The 17,160-nt window shown below is 70.8% G+C and carries 12 protein-coding genes and 1 pseudogene; 8 read left to right on the top strand and 5 right to left on the bottom strand.

Translation table 11 applies throughout. From position 1 onward, the window contains the following. Nucleotides 1–3: 3 nt before the first annotated feature. From OG622_RS32520 to OG622_RS32495, 6 genes and pseudogenes are all read left to right on the top strand, one after another. Entirely contained in the window at nucleotides 4–1,365 is a 1,362-nt protein-coding gene (locus OG622_RS32520; RefSeq protein ID WP_371580186.1) for an O-antigen ligase family protein, read from the top strand. Next, nucleotides 1,356–3,146 (top strand): lipid II flippase MurJ, encoded by a 1,791-nt coding sequence (locus tag OG622_RS32515; RefSeq protein ID WP_371580185.1) that lies wholly within the window; start codon nucleotides 1,356–1,358, stop codon nucleotides 3,144–3,146. Before OG622_RS32520 ends, OG622_RS32515 begins: the two co-directional genes overlap by 10 nt. After that, complete coding sequence (locus tag OG622_RS32510; protein ID WP_371580184.1) at nucleotides 3,130–3,894, top strand: polysaccharide deacetylase family protein; 765 nt, start codon at nucleotides 3,130–3,132, stop codon at nucleotides 3,892–3,894. The genes OG622_RS32515 and OG622_RS32510 overlap by 17 nt, the downstream gene beginning before the upstream one ends. A gap of 1 nt (nucleotide 3,895) precedes the next feature. Next, nucleotides 3,896–5,047: a glycosyltransferase gene (locus OG622_RS32505; protein ID WP_371580183.1), complete on the top strand. Its 1,152-nt coding sequence runs from the start codon at nucleotides 3,896–3,898 to the stop codon at nucleotides 5,045–5,047. After that, nucleotides 5,044–5,709, top strand: coding sequence for a lipopolysaccharide biosynthesis protein (locus OG622_RS32500; protein ID WP_371580181.1), 666 nt, complete (start codon nucleotides 5,044–5,046; stop codon nucleotides 5,707–5,709). Before OG622_RS32505 ends, OG622_RS32500 begins: the two co-directional genes overlap by 4 nt. Nucleotides 5,710–5,759: 50 nt before the next feature. Then, nucleotides 5,760–6,800: pseudogene (locus tag OG622_RS32495) on the top strand (GNAT family N-acetyltransferase); the annotation flags it as partial. Between the two features lie 35 nt (nucleotides 6,801–6,835). Here the strand turns inward: OG622_RS32495 and OG622_RS32490 are convergent. Continuing rightward, nucleotides 6,836–8,299: a hypothetical protein gene (locus OG622_RS32490; protein ID WP_371580180.1), complete on the bottom strand. Its 1,464-nt coding sequence runs from the start codon at nucleotides 8,297–8,299 to the stop codon at nucleotides 6,836–6,838. Between the two features lie 201 nt (nucleotides 8,300–8,500). Between OG622_RS32490 and OG622_RS32485 the strand changes: the two genes are divergently transcribed. Further along, nucleotides 8,501–9,760 (top strand): ATP-grasp domain-containing protein, encoded by a 1,260-nt coding sequence (locus OG622_RS32485; protein ID WP_371580179.1) that lies wholly within the window; start codon nucleotides 8,501–8,503, stop codon nucleotides 9,758–9,760. Next, nucleotides 9,760–11,013: an NAD(P)-binding domain-containing protein gene (locus tag OG622_RS32480; RefSeq protein WP_371580178.1), complete on the top strand. Its 1,254-nt coding sequence runs from the start codon at nucleotides 9,760–9,762 to the stop codon at nucleotides 11,011–11,013. The genes OG622_RS32485 and OG622_RS32480 overlap by 1 nt, the downstream gene beginning before the upstream one ends. 68 nt (nucleotides 11,014–11,081) lie before the next feature. Here OG622_RS32480 and OG622_RS32475 read toward each other — a convergent pair whose 3' ends face one another. The 4 genes from OG622_RS32475 to OG622_RS32460 all read right to left on the bottom strand — a co-directional run bounded on the left by OG622_RS32475 (nucleotide 11,082) and on the right by OG622_RS32460 (nucleotide 17,114). After that, a complete protein-coding gene (locus OG622_RS32475) occupies nucleotides 11,082–11,837 on the bottom strand; it encodes an LPXTG cell wall anchor domain-containing protein (RefSeq protein WP_371580177.1) in 756 nt (251 codons plus the stop codon). An 811-nt stretch (nucleotides 11,838–12,648) separates the two neighbouring features. Beyond that, nucleotides 12,649–12,906, bottom strand: a complete 258-nt coding sequence (locus OG622_RS32470) for a hypothetical protein (RefSeq protein WP_371580176.1) — start codon at nucleotides 12,904–12,906, stop codon at nucleotides 12,649–12,651. 514 nt (nucleotides 12,907–13,420) lie between these two features. Beyond that, on the bottom strand, nucleotides 13,421–15,343 hold the full coding sequence (locus OG622_RS32465) for a long-chain fatty acid--CoA ligase (RefSeq protein WP_371580175.1): 1,923 nt from the start codon (nucleotides 15,341–15,343) through the stop codon (nucleotides 13,421–13,423). 166 nt (nucleotides 15,344–15,509) lie between these two features. Further along, a complete protein-coding gene (locus OG622_RS32460; RefSeq protein WP_371580174.1) occupies nucleotides 15,510–17,114 on the bottom strand; it encodes a von Willebrand factor type A domain-containing protein in 1,605 nt (534 codons plus the stop codon). Nucleotides 17,115–17,160 lie beyond the last annotated feature (46 nt).

Raw genomic sequence — 17,160 nt, 5'->3', positions numbered from 1 at the left:
CCGATGAGCCTCGCACTGACGCCGCTCGTGCACCGTGGCGCCGTCCTGACGCCGGTCCTGCCCGTAGTGGCAGTGCTCGCCCTGCTGGCGCTGCCGCTCGACCCGAGCAGCGACGGCGGCCCCGGTCCCGCCGACGCGGTGTCCGGCTTCCTGGTGCTCTTCTGCGCGATCCGCCTCGTACGCGACCGGCGGCGCCCCTTGCCGCGTACGGCCGCCGTGGTGCTGGGCCTGCCGGTCCTCGGGCTGGCCGTCGCTGCCCTGGGGGCATACTCACCCGAGGCCGGGATCACCGGTATGGGCCGTTATCTACAGATCTTCGTGCTCGTGCCCGCGGGGGTCCTGCTGCTGATCCGTGGCCGGGGCGACTTCCGGTTGCTGGCCTGGTCGTTCGTGGGACTCGCGGGCTGGCAGGGGGCTGTCGGGGTGCACCAGTACGTCACCCGGACCGGCGCCTCCTTCCAGGGCGAGCCGATTCGAGCCGTCGGCACGTTCGGGCCACAGGACGTGATGGGGATGGCAACGGTGGTCGGCATCGGCCTCGTGTGCGCGTTCGGCCTCGCGCTCGGGCGGACGTCCGTACGGCAACGGGGAGCCGCCCTCGCGTGCGCGCTGGCGCTGCTGCTGCCGCTCGCGCTGTCCTTCAGCCGGGGCGCGTGGATCGCGACGGCTGTGGCCTGCGCGGTGCAGCTGGTCCTGGCAGGGCTGCGGCGCGCGCTCAAGGTGGCCGCGGTCGCAGCCGCGGCGGGCGTGATCCTGGTCGGCGGCCTCGGTGTCGGCACGGCGATGCTTCAGGAGCGGATCGACAGCATCACGCACATCACCAACGCCCCCGACCAGTCCGTCGCCGACCGGTACACGATGTGGACGGCCGCGACCGACATGTGGCGCGAACACCCGCTCGCCGGCGTGGGGTTGAAGGGCTTCCCCGAGTACCGGGACGCCTACGCCTCGCCGTCGCTGTCGTCGGGCAGTGACACCGATGGCGCGGGGGCCGCGTACCTGAGGCAGCCGCTGCTGTCACCGCACAGCATGTATCTGCTGGTGCTGAGCGAACAGGGCCTGCTCGGGCTGATGGCGTTCGCCGGGAGCTGGCTGGCGCTGCTGGTGTGCGTGCTGCGGACGACGGCGCGGGCACGCACGTCAGAGCCGCAGGGCCTCGACTGCGGGCTGGTCGCCTGCGGATTACTGGTCTGGCAGCTCACCGACTTCGTGTACGCCGACATCGGCGGCCCCTCCACCGTGCTGACCGCCGTGTCCTTCGGGTTGGTGGCGTGGTGGGCACTGGCCGGGAACGGCGAGACGCAGACCACCCCGTCGGTTCCGGCACTCGGAAACGCACGGGAGAGCGTGGCGCGATGCCCGTGACGCCGCCGCAGACTCCGCGTGCCCTCGGTCTCGGGACCGACGGGACGGCCGTGCCCGCGGCGCGGGCAGCCACGCAGGACGTGGACGGCACCGACTCCTCCGGTGCCACCCGGAAGTTCATCGCCAAGGCCACTCTGATCACGGCGTCGCTGTCGCTCGCCGGGGCGCTGCTCGGCCTGGTGCGGGATCAGGCGCTGGCCCAGCTCTTCGGGGCGGGCATCGAGACGGACGCCTTCCTGGTCGCGTGGACCGTACCGGAGTTCGCCGCCACGCTGCTCATCGAGGACGGCCTGGCCATCGCGATGATCCCGGCTTTCAGCCTGGCCCTGGCCCGGCGCGCCCAGGGTGTCTCCGGCGATCCCGTCCGCTCCCTCGTCGCCAGCACCCTGCCCCGCCTGGCCCTCGGCTTCATCGCGGTATCCACGCTGATCATCGTGGGAGCCCCCTACCTGGTCGAGGCGCTGGCGCCCGGACTGCCCGAACCCGACCTCGCTGTCGACTGCACCCGGCTGACGGCGACCTGTGTACTGACCTTCGGGCTCGCCGGGTACTGCAGCGCGGCTCTGCGGGCGCACCGTCGCTTCCTGGCGCCCGCGACGATCTACGTGGCCTACAACGCCGGCATCATCGCCGGGATGTTCCTGCTCGGCGAGCGCTGGGGCGTGCGATCGGCGGCGGCCGGTGTGGCGGTGGGCGGCTGCCTGATGATCGTTGCCCAACTGCCCTCCCTGCGACGGCTGTTGAAAAGCCGCCCCTCCGTTTCCGGCGGCGAGGTCGAGGTACGCCCCTTGAGCCTCGCCCTGATCAGCAGCGTTCTCATCTTCGCCATGTGCCGCCAGTCCCAGGTCCTGATCGAACGCTTCCTCGCCTCCACCCTTCCCGCCGGGGCCATCTCGCACCTCAACTACGCGCAGAAGGTGGCCCAGATCCCGATGACGCTGTCGCTGATGCTGTGCACCGTCACCTTTCCGGTGGTCGCGCAGGCCCTCGCCGACGGCGACACCGAACGGGCTCGCGACCGCGTGGAGCGGGACCTGGCGCTGGCTTGCCGCCTGGTGCTCTTCGGCGCGGCCACGGTGATCGCCTGCGCGCCGCAGATCATCGCGATCCTGTTCCAGCGGGGCGCGTTCACGGCCCAGGACACGGTGGTGACCGCGGACGTCCTGCGCGTGTACGCCCTCGGCCTGCTCGGCCAGACCCTGGTGGGGGTACTGATCCGCACGTACTTCTCGGCCGGCCGGCCCACCTGGTACCCGATCGGCGCCATGATCGCGGGTGTCGCCACGACCACCTGGATCGGGGCGGGGACCGTGGACTCCTGGGGCGTGTTGGCGCTCGCCGCCGCCAACGCCGTCGGCATCACCGTCACGGCCGCACTGCTACTCGTCGGCCTCGCGCGGGATTCGAACGGGCGCGCCCGTCTCACGATCGTACGGCCGGCCGGGAAATCCGGGGGCCCGAGTTCGTTCGTCTTCTCGACCTGGACCGCGGCCCGTCGTCGAGCCGCGCGGCACAGCGAGCCACGCGGGGTCCCCATCCGTACCCGGCACGTGCTGTCCGATCTGGGCAGGCCGCTCGGGGCGGCGGTGGTCGCCACGGCGGCGGGGGCGTTCGCCTCAAGCGCGCCGGGATCCCCGGTGGTGGGTTTCGCGGTCGGCTGCGTGACCGTGGCCGCCGTTTCCCTCCTGCTCGGACAGGCCCTGGGCACCCAGAGCCGCACATCCGCACTTCATTCCGTAGGTGCCGTCACGCGGAGGCTGAGGCATGGCCGTTCCAGTTGAATCCGTCGGCACGGGCAGACGCCGCGCCGCACGCCCCCGTCCGCTCCCGTGGGTGGCGATGTACCACTCCGTGGGTGACTGTTCTGACGACCCGTACCGCATCACGGTCACGCCCGAGCGGCTGGAGCGGCAGCTGGCCTGGCTGCGTCGGCACCGGCTGCGCGGCGTGTCCCTGCGCGAACTGTTCGCCGCCCGCGCCCGGGGCGAGGGACGGCGCCTGGTCGGCCTCACCTTCGACGACGGATACGCCGACTTCCTCGCCCACGCTCTTCCGGCGCTGCGCCACTGGAACTGCGGTGCCACGCTCTTCGTGCTGCCCGCCCGGCTCGGAAGCGTCAACACCTGGGACCCTCTCGGCCCGCGCAAGCCACTGCTGTCCGCGGACGGCGTCCGCCGGGCGGCTGCCGCGGGCGTGGAGATCGGTTCGCACGGGCTGACGCACATCGATCTCACCCGGGCCGACGACGCCATGGTGAGGGCCGAGGTCACCGACAGCAGGGTGCTGCTGTCGGAGCTGATCGAGGCTCCGGTCGACGGCTTCTGCTACCCGTACGGCTCGGTCGACCGGCGCGCCGCCGCCGCCGTACGCGAAGCCGGATACACCTACGCCTGCGCCATCGATCCCGGCCCTCTTACCGGCCCGTACGCGCTCCCCCGTCTGCATGTCGGCCAGAACGACACGGCCTGGCGGCTGCACCTCAAACACAAGCTGCACCGGCTTCGCCGGCGTCCCGTGGAGGGCGTGTGACATGAAAGCGCTGCACATCATCACCGGTCTCGGCGTCGGCGGCGCCGAACAACAGCTCCGCCTGCTGCTGCAGCACCTCGACGTCGACTGCGAGGTGGTGGCCCTCACCAACCCGGGCGCCGTCGCCGACGGCCTCGTTGCCGACGGCGTCCGCGTGCACCACCTCGGCATGGACGCCAACCACGACCTGTCCGCGCTCCCCCGCCTGATCCGCCTGATCCGCGCGGGTGGCTACGACCTGGTCCACACCCACCTCTATCGCGCCTGCGTCTACGGCCGGCTGGCCGCCCGACTCGCCGGCGTCAGGGGCGTGGTCGCCACGGAGCATTCCCTCGGCGACTCCCAGATGGAAGGCCGGAGGCTGACGGCGGGCGTCCGCGCGCTCTACCTCGCCACCGAGCGCCTCGGCCACACCACGGTCGCCGTCTCCCCCGCGGTCGCCGACCGCCTCAGACGCTGGGGCGTGCCCTCCCCTCGCATCGAGGTCGTCCCCAACGGGATCGACCTGGCCCGTTTCCACTTCGACGTGTCCCGGCGCCACCACACCCGGCGACGCCTCGGCCTGCCGGAGAACGCCTATGTCGTCGGCGGGATCGGCCGCCTCACCGCGGGCAAGCGCTTCGACGTCCTCATCCGGGCGATGGCCCGGCTCCCGGCCGACCACTGGTTGTTGCTGGTCGGTGGCGGCCCGGAGGAGAGCGTCCTGCGCCGCACCGCCCACGAGGCAGGCGTGGCCGACCGCGTCCTGTTCACCGGCGAGCGCCCCAACGTTCCCGACGCCTCCCTGGGCCCCGACGTGCCCTCGCTCACGTTCGCCATGGACCTGCTCGCCTCGCCGTCCCCGGAGGAGTCCTTCGGGCTGGCGGTGGTGGAGGCCCTGGCGTCCGGCCTGCCCGTCCTCTACACATCCTGCCCGGCGATCGAGGACCTGTCTCCGCAGGCCGCCGCCTGTGCCGTCCGTGTGCGCGGCGGCCCCGAGGCGTACGCCCGTGCCGTCGCCGCAGTGCGCGCGGCCGGCCCGCGGTCCCGTACGGCTGCGGACGCCGCTCACCGCTACAGCATCTCCCGCAGCGCTGCCCGGCTCATGGACGTGTACACGGCAGCGGTGTCCAGCTCATTGCCCCCCTCACTTCAGGGAGCCAGTTCGTCATGACCGACAATCTCACCCGATTCCGTCGGCAGCCCGGCCAACCGGCCCTCGCCGGCATCCTGCGGCCCTGGTTGCTGCTCGCGACCGGCACGCTGGTCGGCGGCCTGCTCGGCGGTGCCTACGGCACACTCAAGGCCCCGACGTACACGGCGACCAGCTATGTCGTCGCCGTACCCACAAAGAATTCCGACCCGGCTTCCGCGCTCGGCTTCGCACAGGCGTACGGCCGCGCCGCCACGCAGCTCGCGGTGCTCGGGGACGCGCAGTCGTCGGCGGGCGTACCGGTGCGGACGCTGCGGCGGAACGTCCGGACGGCCACCTCGCCGGACGCGCCGATGATCGCCGTCTCGGCCACCTCCCCGCGCCCCGGCCTCGCCTCCGAAATGGCCAACGCGGTCACCCGAGCGCTGACCCGCCACGCGAACAAGACCAAGGGCAGCACCCACGTCGAACTCCTCCAGTTCTCACCGGCGGTACGGCCGACCGAGCCGACGTCCGCGTCACCGATGGTGACCGGCCTGGTCGGCACGAGCGCGGGCGGCCTGCTCGGCGGCCTGGCGCTGCTCGTACGGCCGAAACGGACGGAAAAGGACGACGCCGACATCGCCCTCCCCGCCTCGGTTCCCGGCCCGGCCACCGCCGCCGCCGTGCCCGGACAGCTGTGACAGCCGTGTACACGACGGAAATCGTCACCGCGGAACGCGCGTTCGCCGAGATGGCCCCGGCCTGGGGGCGGCTGTACGAGCGGTGCGGCGCGGCGACCCCGTTCCAGAACCACGCCTGGCTGCATTCGTGGTGGCTCTCGTACGGCAGTCCGGGCCGGCTGCGGCTCGTGCTCGTGCGCGAAGGTGCCGAACTCGTGGCCGCCGCACCCCTGATGCTCCGGCGCGGCCCGGTGCCCAGGCTCGTACCGCTCGGCGGGGCGATCTCCGACTACGCGGACGTCCTCATCGACGACGAGCGGGTGGACCGGGCGGCCACCGTGCTCGCCGAGACGCTGTCGGCCGCCGCCCGCACCGCGCTCATCGACTTCCGCGAGGTGCGGCCGGGCGGAGCCGTCGAGCACGTCTACGAGCGCTGGAGCGGGCCGCGCCGCCGGCTTCCGGACTCACTGTGCCTGGAGCTGCCCGCCGTGCCCATGGACGAACTGGCGTCCCGGCTGGCGTCCGGCAAGGCCCAACGGGTCCGCGCCAAGCTGCGCAAGCTGAAATCGCTCGGCGTGGAGCGCCATGTCGTACCGCCTGACCGGGTGGGCGCGGCGCTTCAGCGGCTGCTCGAACTGCACCGGCTGCAGTGGCAGGGCCGGAACGTGACGTCGGAACATCTGCAGACACGCTTCTGTGAGCACCTGGTGCGCTCCGTGGGACCGATGGTGTGCTCCGGCGACGCGGTGGTCACCGAGTTCCGACTGGACGACGACGTGGTGGCCGTGGACCTGACGCTGTTGTCACGGCAGCTCGCGGGCGGCTACCTGTACGGCGCCCATCCACGCCTGCGGGAACGCAAGGCGGACGTGGCGGTGATGCTCCTCGACGCCTGCGCCCAGCACGCGGGGGACGGCGGACTGGGCACGCTGAGCCTGCTGCGCGGCGACGAGCCCTACAAGCACCACTGGCGCCCCGAACCTGTCGTCAACCAGCGGCTGCTGCTGGCCCGGCGGCGCACGGCCCCGCTGATGTCGGCGGTGGTCGGCGACGTGGCCGCGCGGCGGCAGGGCAAGGAGTTGCTGCGTCGCTTCCGGGAGCGGACCAGTGACAGCGGAACCCGCGAGAATCCCGCCGCCAGCGACCGCTATCGGGCCCGCCACCACCAGTCGGAACGCAGGCACGGCCTCCCGCCGAGCCAGTACCCGGCCCAGCCGCCGAGGCGCAGCGGCGAGCAGCCCGTGGATGAGAGCGGTGCGTCGGGCACGGGCCAGGGCGTCGGTCCGTCCGCGCTGCCGGAGAGGGCGGACCGGTAGACCAGAGAAGACCTGGGATTGGCCGCGCACTGCCAGACTCCGTGCGGGCAGTAGTCGGTCAGCGTGTTGTACAGCGGCTTGTACTCAGCGATCCAGGCGAGCATCCGCCGCATGTATTCGGGGTTGTCACCGTTACGGAAGAGCCCCCATTCGGGATAGGAAATGGGCTTGTCATGGGATTTCGCGAAGTCCACTTGCGCTTGAAGCCCGTGAGGCTCTTTCACCTGCTCGTCGAAGGAAATTCCTCGCGGCTGGTCGTACGTGTCCATGCCGATGATGTCGACCGTGGCGTCCCCCGGGTAGCACTGCGTCCAGGAAACGGCGTCCAGGCCCCGGCTCGGCGCGAAGTCGAACCGGAATTTCTGGCCGGGCACCGAACGCATGGTGGTGACGATCCTGTTCCAGTACGACTTCCATGCCGTCGGGTCGGGTCCGCAGCGATGGGTGTAGGTCGTGCCGTTCATCTCCCAGCCGAGCACCAGTACCGTGTCCGGCACGTTCAACGCGACCAGCCGCGCGGCCAGTGCACGGAAGTGATGGTCGAAGTTCCCGGCCGCGCCCTGCCGCAGCAGCAGCCTGACCTCGGCGTCGGAGGCACCCTTCTCGTTGCGCTCCTGCATGGGCACGTTGAGGACGAAGATCCGGTCGTCCTTCGCCGTGCGCCAGCGCGCCCACGGCGCAAGGAAGCGGTAGGTGCCTTCGATGTTGCTCCACCGGTCCCCCGGCAGATAGGTGTGACCGACGCGCGGCTCGGCGCCACCCAGCCACCTGCCGAGGCGCGTCAGGCCGTACGCGCCCCGGACTCCGGAGTCGAGGAAGGCTCCGAAGGCGGGGCGCTCACGGCCGTGGGCCGAGGTCGTCGGTGCGGTGGAAGAGCTCGGTGCGGCGGAAGAGCTCGGCGGGGCGGCCGGTTTCGGCGGCGCGGCGACGGGCGGGGCCGTGCGGCCCGGGGTGACCGCGGATGCCTGCGGTGCCGACGGCGCGACCGATGGGTCCACCGCGGGCAACGTCGAAACCGACGGCGCGACCGATGGGTCCACCGCGGGCAACGTCGAAACCGACGGCGCGACCGATGGGTCCACCGCGGGCAACGTCGAAACCGACGGCGCGACCGATGGGTCCACCGCGGGCAACGTCGAAACCGACGGCGCCGGGGTGGCCGCCGTCGGAGCGGGAGAACCGGCGAAGGACCCCGTCCCCGCTGCGAAGCCGGCACCGGAGGCCATCGTGGCCGAAACGGCGACCGCCGCCGCGACGACCGCCAGCCTCCGGGCCCGACACTGCTGTAGAACCATGCCTGCTCCTTTCTCCGCTCTCCTGCTGTCTTCTGCCCTGGATCTTCTGCTGCCGCTGTAGGTCTTCTGCATTTCTTCCCACATTCCTGACACCTCGTCACATAAAGTCAGTCACATGAAATGGCATAACGCCACTGTCGCTACGGCTTTCGAGTGCCTCGCTCGCCCGTACGGGTGAGCCGATCGGAAGGAGTGAAGTCCATGCAGCTGCTCGACACGCGCGTCCCCGCCGTTCTACTGAGGATCGACCGGAATCCCTTTCACCACGGGACACTGGGCGCCGTGCGTTCTCTCGGCAGAGCGGGCGTGGAGGTGCATGTGGTCGCCGATTCCACGGGAAGTCCCGTACCCAGATCGCGTTTTCTACGAGAAATGCATCCCCCACCACCACCCGGGTCGTCCTCCCGCGAGATCGCCACCGCGCTGCGCCGGGTGGCCACCCGGATCGCGCGCCCCGCGGTCCTGATCCCGATGGACGACGCGAGCGCGGTCGCCGTGGGCCGCATGCGTGAGGAACTCGCACCCTCCTTTCTGCTGCCCGCCGGGCCCTGTGCACTGCCCGAACGCGTCGCCGACAAGGCCGGGCTGGCCTCCGTGTGCGCGTCCTTGGACATCGCTCACCCGGTGACCCTGGTCCCGGAAAGCCCGGCGCAGGCCGCCGATGCCGCCCGGCGGCTGGGACTACCGCTGGTGGCGAAGTGGAGTCGGCCCTGGCTGGTGCCCGTCGGCAGCGCGCTGCACAGCACGGTGCTGGTGAACTCCGCTCAGCAGGCCCGGGAGCTGTATCTGCGCACCGGGGAGGCCGGCAGCCCGCTGCTGCTGCAGGCCTATCTGCCGCCGGGTCCGAACCGCGACTGGTTCTTCCACGGATACGCCGACCGTTCCGGTGCTGTGCGCGCGGGCGGGCCGGGCCGCAAGCAGCGGGCGTGGCCGCGCGAGGCGGGCCTGACCGCCGTCGGCTGCTGGACTGCCAACCCGCAGGTGCAGGCGCTCGCCGAGCGGCTCACCCGTGAGCTCGGCTACCGCGGCATCTTCGACCTCGACTTCCGCCGCTGCGGCGCGACGGGCCTCTATCACCTGCTCGACTTCAACCCGCGCCCCGGCGCCCAGTTCCGGCTCTTCTCCGACTCCGCCGGACTTGACGTCGTACGCGCCCTGCATCTCGACCTGACGCACCGCCCCCTGCCGACAGCCGCACCACTGGAGGGGCGGATGTTCGTGGTGGAGAACTACGCACCCCTCACTGCCCTGCGGCCCGCGCCGCGCGGACGCGAACTGGCCTGGCACGCCCCGGACGACCCTGCCCCCGGCCGGGCGATGTGGACCCTGTGGCGCCGCCACGTGTCCCGTCGACTGCGGGAACGGCTGCGCGCGGTCCTGTCGGCACCCGTACCGACACGCGCGGTCCGTCAGGCGGCCGCACAGCCCCTCACCCACGACGAGAGAGCGAGCAGTTGCTGATGTACGACTTGCTGGTGGTAGGCGCCGGCCCATACGGACTGTCCATCGCGTCGCACGCCGCGGCCGCCGGGCTCGACCTGCGTGTCCTCGGTCGACCGATGGCGTCGTGGCGGGCTCACATGCCCCGCGGCATGTACCTGAAGTCGGAGCCGTGGGCCTCCAACCTCGCCGACCCTGACGGCCGGTGGCGTCTGGACGCATACTGCGCGGCCTCCGGGCTCACGGCGTGTCACGCGGACCCGATTCCGGTGGAGACGTTCGCCGAGTACGGCCTGTGGTTCGCGCGCAACGCCGTGCCCGAGGTGGACGAGCGCATGGTGAGCCGGGTGGCGACCGGTCCGGTCGGCTTCGAGGCGGTCACCGAGGACGGAGAGGTGCTGCGCGCCCGGACGGTGGCGCTGGCGGTCGGCGTCCTGCCCTTCACAGAGGTGCCTCCCCCTCTGCGCGGCCTGCACCCGGGACTCGTCACCCACAGCAGCCACCACCACGACCTCGGCCGCTTCCGAGGCATGGACGTCACGGTGATCGGCGGCGGACAGGCAGCCCTGGAGACAGCGGCACTCCTCGCCGAACAAGGCACGCGCGTACGACTGCTTGCGCGGGCGCCACAACTGCGCTGGAACGACGTGCCGCCGCCCTTGCAGCGCCTCTGGTGGCAGTCTGCCCGGACCCCGCACAGCGGCCTCGGCTGTGGCTGGCGCAACTGGTTCTACGCCGAGCGTCCGGATCTCTTCCGTCGCCTCCCCGAGTCGACCCGCACCCGCATCGCGGCCACGGCGCTGGGACCGGCGGGCGCCTGGTGGGTGCGGGACCGGGTCGATCCGGTGGTGGAGATGCTGCTCGGCCGCGAGGTCGTCGCGGCCCGTGCGGTGCCGGGCGGCGTACGACTGGAGACGGTGAGTCGGACTGGGGAGCTGAACTCCCTGGATACCGAACACGTGATCGCAGCCACGGGGTTCCACGCGGCCCTGGACCGGCTCGACCTGCTCTCCGAGGAGTTGCGAGCGAGCCTGTCGACGACAGCCGACGGCTCCCCCGCTGTCGGGCGGGACTTCGAGTCCTCGCGCCGAGGGCTGTTCATGGCAGGTCTGCTGACGGCCTCCACCTTCGGCCCTGCCATGCGCTTCGTCCACGGAGCGACCTTCACGGCGACCACGCTCGTACAAGGCGTACGCCACCGGTTGCGCGCCGCAGCCCCGCCCGCCCAGGCAATCCCCGTACCGGTGGGCCGGGGACGCGCACAAGCACAGTGACGGGTCGCGCCGTCGACGGGGGGGGACCGGGTGCCGGAGGCAGTTCCTCCGGCACCGCGAGCGGAGCGCTATCGACCGGACCCGGCTCGGCCTCGTCGGTACAGGATGGCGCCGCTCGTCAACAAAAGCGCGGCGATGCCCGACGCCGCCAGCACCTGCCCGTCGGCGCCGGTCTCGGGGAGGGAGGGCGGTTGTCTCGGGGGCGAGGACGGTGGCTTCCGCGGCGGCATGCCGGCCGGAGCGCTCGAGGACGCCGACGCGGGGGGTGACTGCACCGGCGGCGTGGTGGGGGGCTGTGCCGCCCGCGGCGCGGTGGGGGGCTGTGTGGGTGGTGTGTCGCCGTAGCCATAGCCGTAGCCGTCGCCTGGCCCCCTGTCGTCGCCGTACCCGGCAGCGTCGCCATGGCCGTAGTCGTCGCTGGGCCCGCTGTCGTCGCCGTACCCGGCAGCATCGCCATGGCCGTAGCCGTACCTGCTGTCCCCGCCGTACGCGGCAGCGTTGCCGTGGTCTGTGCTGTGCATGTGATTCCCCTGCTCCTGGCCGTCAGCCGGGGCGGATTCGCGGTCACCACCCCGCGACCTGCTGGTCTTCGGGCCCCCGACGCGGACGTTCGCGAGGGGCGGGCCGGGCGCGGTGCTCGCGTCGCCGGTGTCGGGGCTCGGGCTTGTGAGACCGCTCCCCAGGGTGTGGACGCTGTCGCCGGGCCGGGCGGCAGGCGGCTCGGACAGGGCGCCGAGCGATTCCCCCGGGGTCACCTCCTGGGACGAGTCCGCGAACGCCGGGACGACGCACAGGGACAGCACACTCGTCGCAGCGGCGGTCACGACCATTCGCTTGCTCAGGTTCTTTCGCAATCTCGTCGTCTTTCTGATCAGATAAGTGGGAAGATCCGGACGACACAGTGGTCAGTTCCTTCTTCTCTTCCCACCGCTGCGCCGGGAAGCGATTTCACGCCTGCCGTAGTTTCGTCGCCACCCGATTTTTCGGCTGGTCCAGTGATGGGACCCGGTGAAGTGCCAGTACTGACAGTCGAAGCACCGGTAGATACGATCCGGAATCCTGTCCAACAGCGGCTGCCTCACCAGCCAGATCCTCGCCTCGGATTCATTACGGAACGACGCCTTCCCCGTCTCCGGGCAGCGCGGCAGGATAATCACATCAGTCATGTTCTCTCCGAGACGTGATTCGGATCGAATCCCCCTTCGACGGAAGGATGGAATCGATGGCGCATCGCCAGTAAACCCCTGGATCAAGGGAGTTACCGCCTTACGGATGAGTAGCCATCAAGCTTCATCCGAATAGCCCCGCATTGGCCGTTTGATGTGAATTGAACTGATCGGATGATATCGAGATGGGCACGCCGCTCCGTTCGCGGCCACAAGAGAGTGAAAATATCGAAACCTGCAAAAAAAGAAGCGACCATCGGAAGGATGGCCGCCGTCCGTGCCGGATCGACTCTGCGAGTACCGGTCCGGCTTTATTCAGTTTTCAATCTGCCCCAAGATCTCCGGGACAGCGACTGTCGCGGGCTGGAGCGACCTACGTGCAGAGATTGCCGATATCCGTACGCGGCAACCACTGAAAAAGCGGGTCCCGCACCGAAGTCGCGAGACCCGCCTCTCCACCGCACGAGGATCAGTCGATGGACCCGATCGGCTGGCAGAGGTTGTTGCCGAAGGCCTGCGACGCGTCGCCACCAACGGACACGTTGATGGGGATGGAGACGATCTGGGTCACGTCGGTCGACGACCGGCAGTCCGTAATCTGCAGGTTGTCGGCGAACGGGAACGGGTCGCTGTACTCGCCACCGTTGGCGCTGGCAACCCCGCCGCCGGCAAGACCGAGACCGCCGACCATGGCCGCGACGGCCGCGACCTTCTTGAGCTTGTTCATCATGTCTCCGTTTTCTTCTCGCACACGTCCATCCTTACGGACCGTGTTCGACTCGTCACTAAAGCTACACGAGCCCCCCTAGTCACACCATTTCCGACACACCCGACTGAGTGGCAGTAATCCCCTTATCCACCGTTTGGCGCAATCGACTTCACGGGATCCGGGTGGACGGTGGCAAGCGTTTCGCTCAGGCGGTTGTCGGCACGGAAGCGGCGGCCGGGGTGCGGACGGTGGTGCTCTCGCCGTTGGCCCGCAGCGTCGCGCAGACCTATGGGACCGGGGCACCGTGACGGTGGCCGTCCGCTGAGCATCGGCCTGAACGGCCTGTTGCAGCCTCGTGAGTTCGACGCCATCCGCGGTGATCCTCACCCCGCCGGTCTGCGTCTGCCGACACTGGATGCCGACAGTGACCGCACCGGTGACCATGGTGTCGACCTTCTCGACGCCGACCGCCTGAGGGAGGTCCTGCTGCTGCCCAGCCAGGTGCCGTACCGGGAGCCGGGCCGGAGGGGTGTCAGCTGTGGTAGAGCGCCTCGATCTCAACCTCGTACGCCGCCGTCACCACATGGCGCTTGACCTTGAGGGACGGGGTGAGAAGTCCGTTCTCCTCGGTGAAAGAACCCTCCACCAGCCGGAACGCACGGATGGATTCGGCTCGGGAGACCGCCTGGTTCGCGTAGTCGACGGCCTTCTGGACGTCCTCACGCATGCGGGGGTCGTTCGCCAGCTCCGAGAGCGGGGTGTCGGCGGGCATGCCGCGGACGTACAGCCAGTGGGCGACGTCCTCGGGGTCCAGGGTGATCAAGGCGGCGACATACGAGCGGTTGTCGCCGACGACGATGCACTGGCCGACCGGGGGGCGGCTGCGCAGCCGGTCCTCCAGCACGGCTGGCGAAACGTTCTTGCCGCCGGAGGTGACGAGAATGTCCTTCTTACGGCCGGTGATGGTGAGGTAGCCGTCCTCGTCGAGCGCGCCGAGGTCGCCGGTGGCGAACCAGTCGTCGGTGAGGGCGGCGTCGGTGGCGACCGGGTTGTTCCAGTAGGTGCCGAAGACGATGGCGCCCTTGATGAGGACCTCCCCGTCGTCGGCGATACGGATCGCGGTGCCGGGGACGGGCCGGCCGACGGTGCCGGGGCGGGGTTTGAGCGGAGGGACGATGGTGGCGGCCGCGGTGGTCTCGGTGAGGCCGTAGCCCTCGTAGACGATGATCCCGGCGGCGTAGAAGAAGAGGTTGAGGTCGCGGTCGAGCGGGGAGCCGCCGCTGATGGCGTAGCGCATCCGGCCGCCGAGCTCCCTGCGGATGCGGCGGTAGACCAGCAGGTCGTACAGGGCCCAGGCGGCGTACAGGCCCGAGGTCGGGCCGGGGCCCTGGTCCAGGAACCTGTCGAGGTGGGCGCGGGCGAAGCGGACGCCGAGGCGGTGGGCGCGGTCGAAGGAGGCGCCGCGGCCGATGCGTTCGGCGGTGGCGCGGCCGGTGGCGTGGATCCGCTCGAAGAGGTACGGGACGCCGACGAGGAAGGTGGGGCGGAACTTCTTGAGCGCGGGCCGCAGTTCGTCGGGCTTGATGCTCGGGCAGTGGCCGATCTCGATGCGGGCCATCAGGCAGGCGATCTGGATCGCACGGCCGAGGATGTGGGCCAGCGGGAGGAAGAGGAGGGTGGAGGCGACCTGGCCGGAGATCTCCTTGAAGATCGGGTGGAGCAGTTCGACCGTGTTGGCGGCCTCCGCGTGGAGGTTGGCGTGGGTGAGGACGCAGCCCTTGGGGCGGCCGGTGGTGCCGGAGGTGTAGCAGATGGTCGCGGCCGTGTCGGGGGTGAGTGCGGCGCGGCGTTTGGTGACCTCGTCGTCGGGGACGCCCCGGCCCAGGTCGGCGAGGTGGCCGAGGGCCCCCTGGTCGATCTGCCAGACGTGCGGGGGCTGGGAGTGGCGGGCGGTGGCCGTGGCGACGGCCTCCGCGTTCTCGGCGGACTCCGCGATGACGAAGCGGGAGCCGGAGTCGCGGACGATCCACTCGATCTGCTCGGGCGAGGACGTGGCGTAGACGGGGACCGACTGGCCGCCGGCCGCCCAGACGGCGAAGTCGAGGACCGTCCACTCGTAGCGGGTGCGGGACATCACCGCGACGCGGCCGCCGGGTTCGAGGCCGGCCGCGATCAACCCCTTCGCGGTGGCGGTGACTTCGCGGGCGAAGGCGGTGGCGGTCACCGGGTGGTAGGTGCCGTGGTGGTCGGCGCGGCGCAGGACCACCGCGTCGGGGGCCTCGGTGGCGTTGACGAAGGGGAGGTCGGCGATGCTGCCGCCGGCCAGGCGGGGCGCGAGGGCGGGTGAGCGCGCCTCGCGGACGACGCCCTGCGCGTCCCTGACGACCTCGACCTTGACCCGGTCGGTCAGGCCGCCGCGCTGCTTCGCCCGGCTCAAGTCCTTGCGTACGCCCATCACCGCTCCCCGAGGACTCTCGACCACTTCGTTACCGACGAGTCAACTTACCGGTGCGTAAGAAATTTTCAATGGTTTCGAACGATTCCGGGGAACGGGGAGAGCGGGGCGGCGGGCGTGGGTCGTCTCCAGGGCGGGGTCGTCAGGTTGTCCCGTCGTCGCGTCGTCATGTCAGCATCTCGTCCGCCTTTTCGATCGCGTCGGCCAGGTCGTACAGGTCCTTGTCCTCGCGGTCCCTCGCCAGGGTCTCGGCGCGGTAGGAGAGTTCGCGGAGGGTCGGGCTGGCCGGGAGGTCGGTCCAGAGGCTGTCCTGCTGGCGGAGGGAGTCGGCGAAGTAGGCGGCCACGGCGGCTACTTGGAGGCCGTACGGGGAGGCGTCCCACAGGTCGTCGTGGAGGGCCGATGCCTCCAGGCCGGCCGACTCCTCGTGCGGGGTGCGGGTGTCGGGGTCCAGCCAGCGGACGGTGGCGGTGGCGAGGTGGCCGCCGTCGGTGCCCTTCTTGCTGCGGACGACGTAGAGGGCGGTGACGGTGTGGCCGGGGCCGACCTCGCCGCCGTCCACGCGGTCGTCGCGGAAGTCCTCGTCGGCGACCTGCCGGTTGTCGTAGCCGATCAGGCGGAACTCCTCGACCGTCGCCGGGTCGAAGGAGACCTGGGCCTTGGCGTCGCGGGCGGTGAGGTCGATGTGGCGCGGGAGTTCCTCGCAGAAGACCTCCTCGGCCTCCTCCTCGGTGGCGACGTAGGTGGTGTGCCCGTCTCCCTGGTCGGCGAGTTGTTCCATGAGCGCGTCGCCGTAGTCGCTGCCGACGCCCACACCGAACAGGGTGATGCCGTGTGCGCGGCGTTCGCTCGCGATGCGTTCGAGGATGGTCTCGGCGTCCGTGGAGCCGGTGTTGGCGAGGGCGTCGGAGAGGAGGACGACCCGGTTGGTCGCACCCTTGCGCAGGCCCTCGACGGCGGTCTCGTAGCCGGTCTCGACGCCCGCCGCGAGGTTGGTGGAGTCGGTGGGTTCCAGGCTGTCGACCGCCTCACGGATCTCGCCCCGGTTGTCGTCGAGGCGGGTCATCGGCAGGACGGTCTCGGCCTCGTCGCTGAAGGTGACGATGGCCACGGAGTCGTCGTCGCGCAGCCGGTTCGTCATCGTGCGCAGGGCGTCCTGGGCGAGGTCGAGACGGCCCGGTTCGGCCATGGAGCCGGAGACGTCGATGACGAAGGTGAGGGCGGCGGGCGGGCGCTTGCTGTCGCCCTCGGCGGCGCGGGTGGCGAGGCCGACGCGGACCAGGGACCAGTTCTCGTCCTTGGTGCGGGCGCCGTCGACCGTGACCGAGAAGCCGTCTCCGTCGGGGCGTTCGTAGTCCTGGCGGAAGCTGTTGACGAACTCCTCCGGGCGGACCGTCGACGGGTCGGGCAGGCTGCCGTCGGCCAGGGTGCGGCGGGCGTAGCCGTAGGAGGCGGTGTCGACGTCGAGAGCGAAGGTGGAGAGGTAGTCGGGGGACGGGGCGATGTCGCGGGAGTCTTCCTTCCCTTGTTCGCCGCGTTGTTCGCCGGTGCCGGTGCCCTCGGGAGCGGGGGCCGGGAAGCCGTCCGCCTTGCCGCCGCCCTGTCCCCGGTCGTACGACGAGGAGTTGCCGCCGTCGCCGCTCGCGCTGCAGCCGGTGAGGAGCAGGGCGCCGGCCGCGCCCAGGGCGAGGAGTGCGGTGCCCATCCGTCGCCGTGCCGTTGCTCTCGGCCTCTGGCATGTCGTCCCACCGGTCCTGCGATACGTGTGCATCCGGGCCCCCTAGCCACGTCGTCCGTCGCCTTTTCGCGGGTTTTCG

This window comes from Streptomyces sp. NBC_01314 (genome assembly GCF_041435215.1).
In the GTDB taxonomy this organism is placed as follows: domain Bacteria; phylum Actinomycetota; class Actinomycetes; order Streptomycetales; family Streptomycetaceae; genus Streptomyces.
The sequence above is the reverse complement of the archived record's forward strand: the minus strand, read 5'-3'. Positions and strand labels throughout refer to the sequence as shown.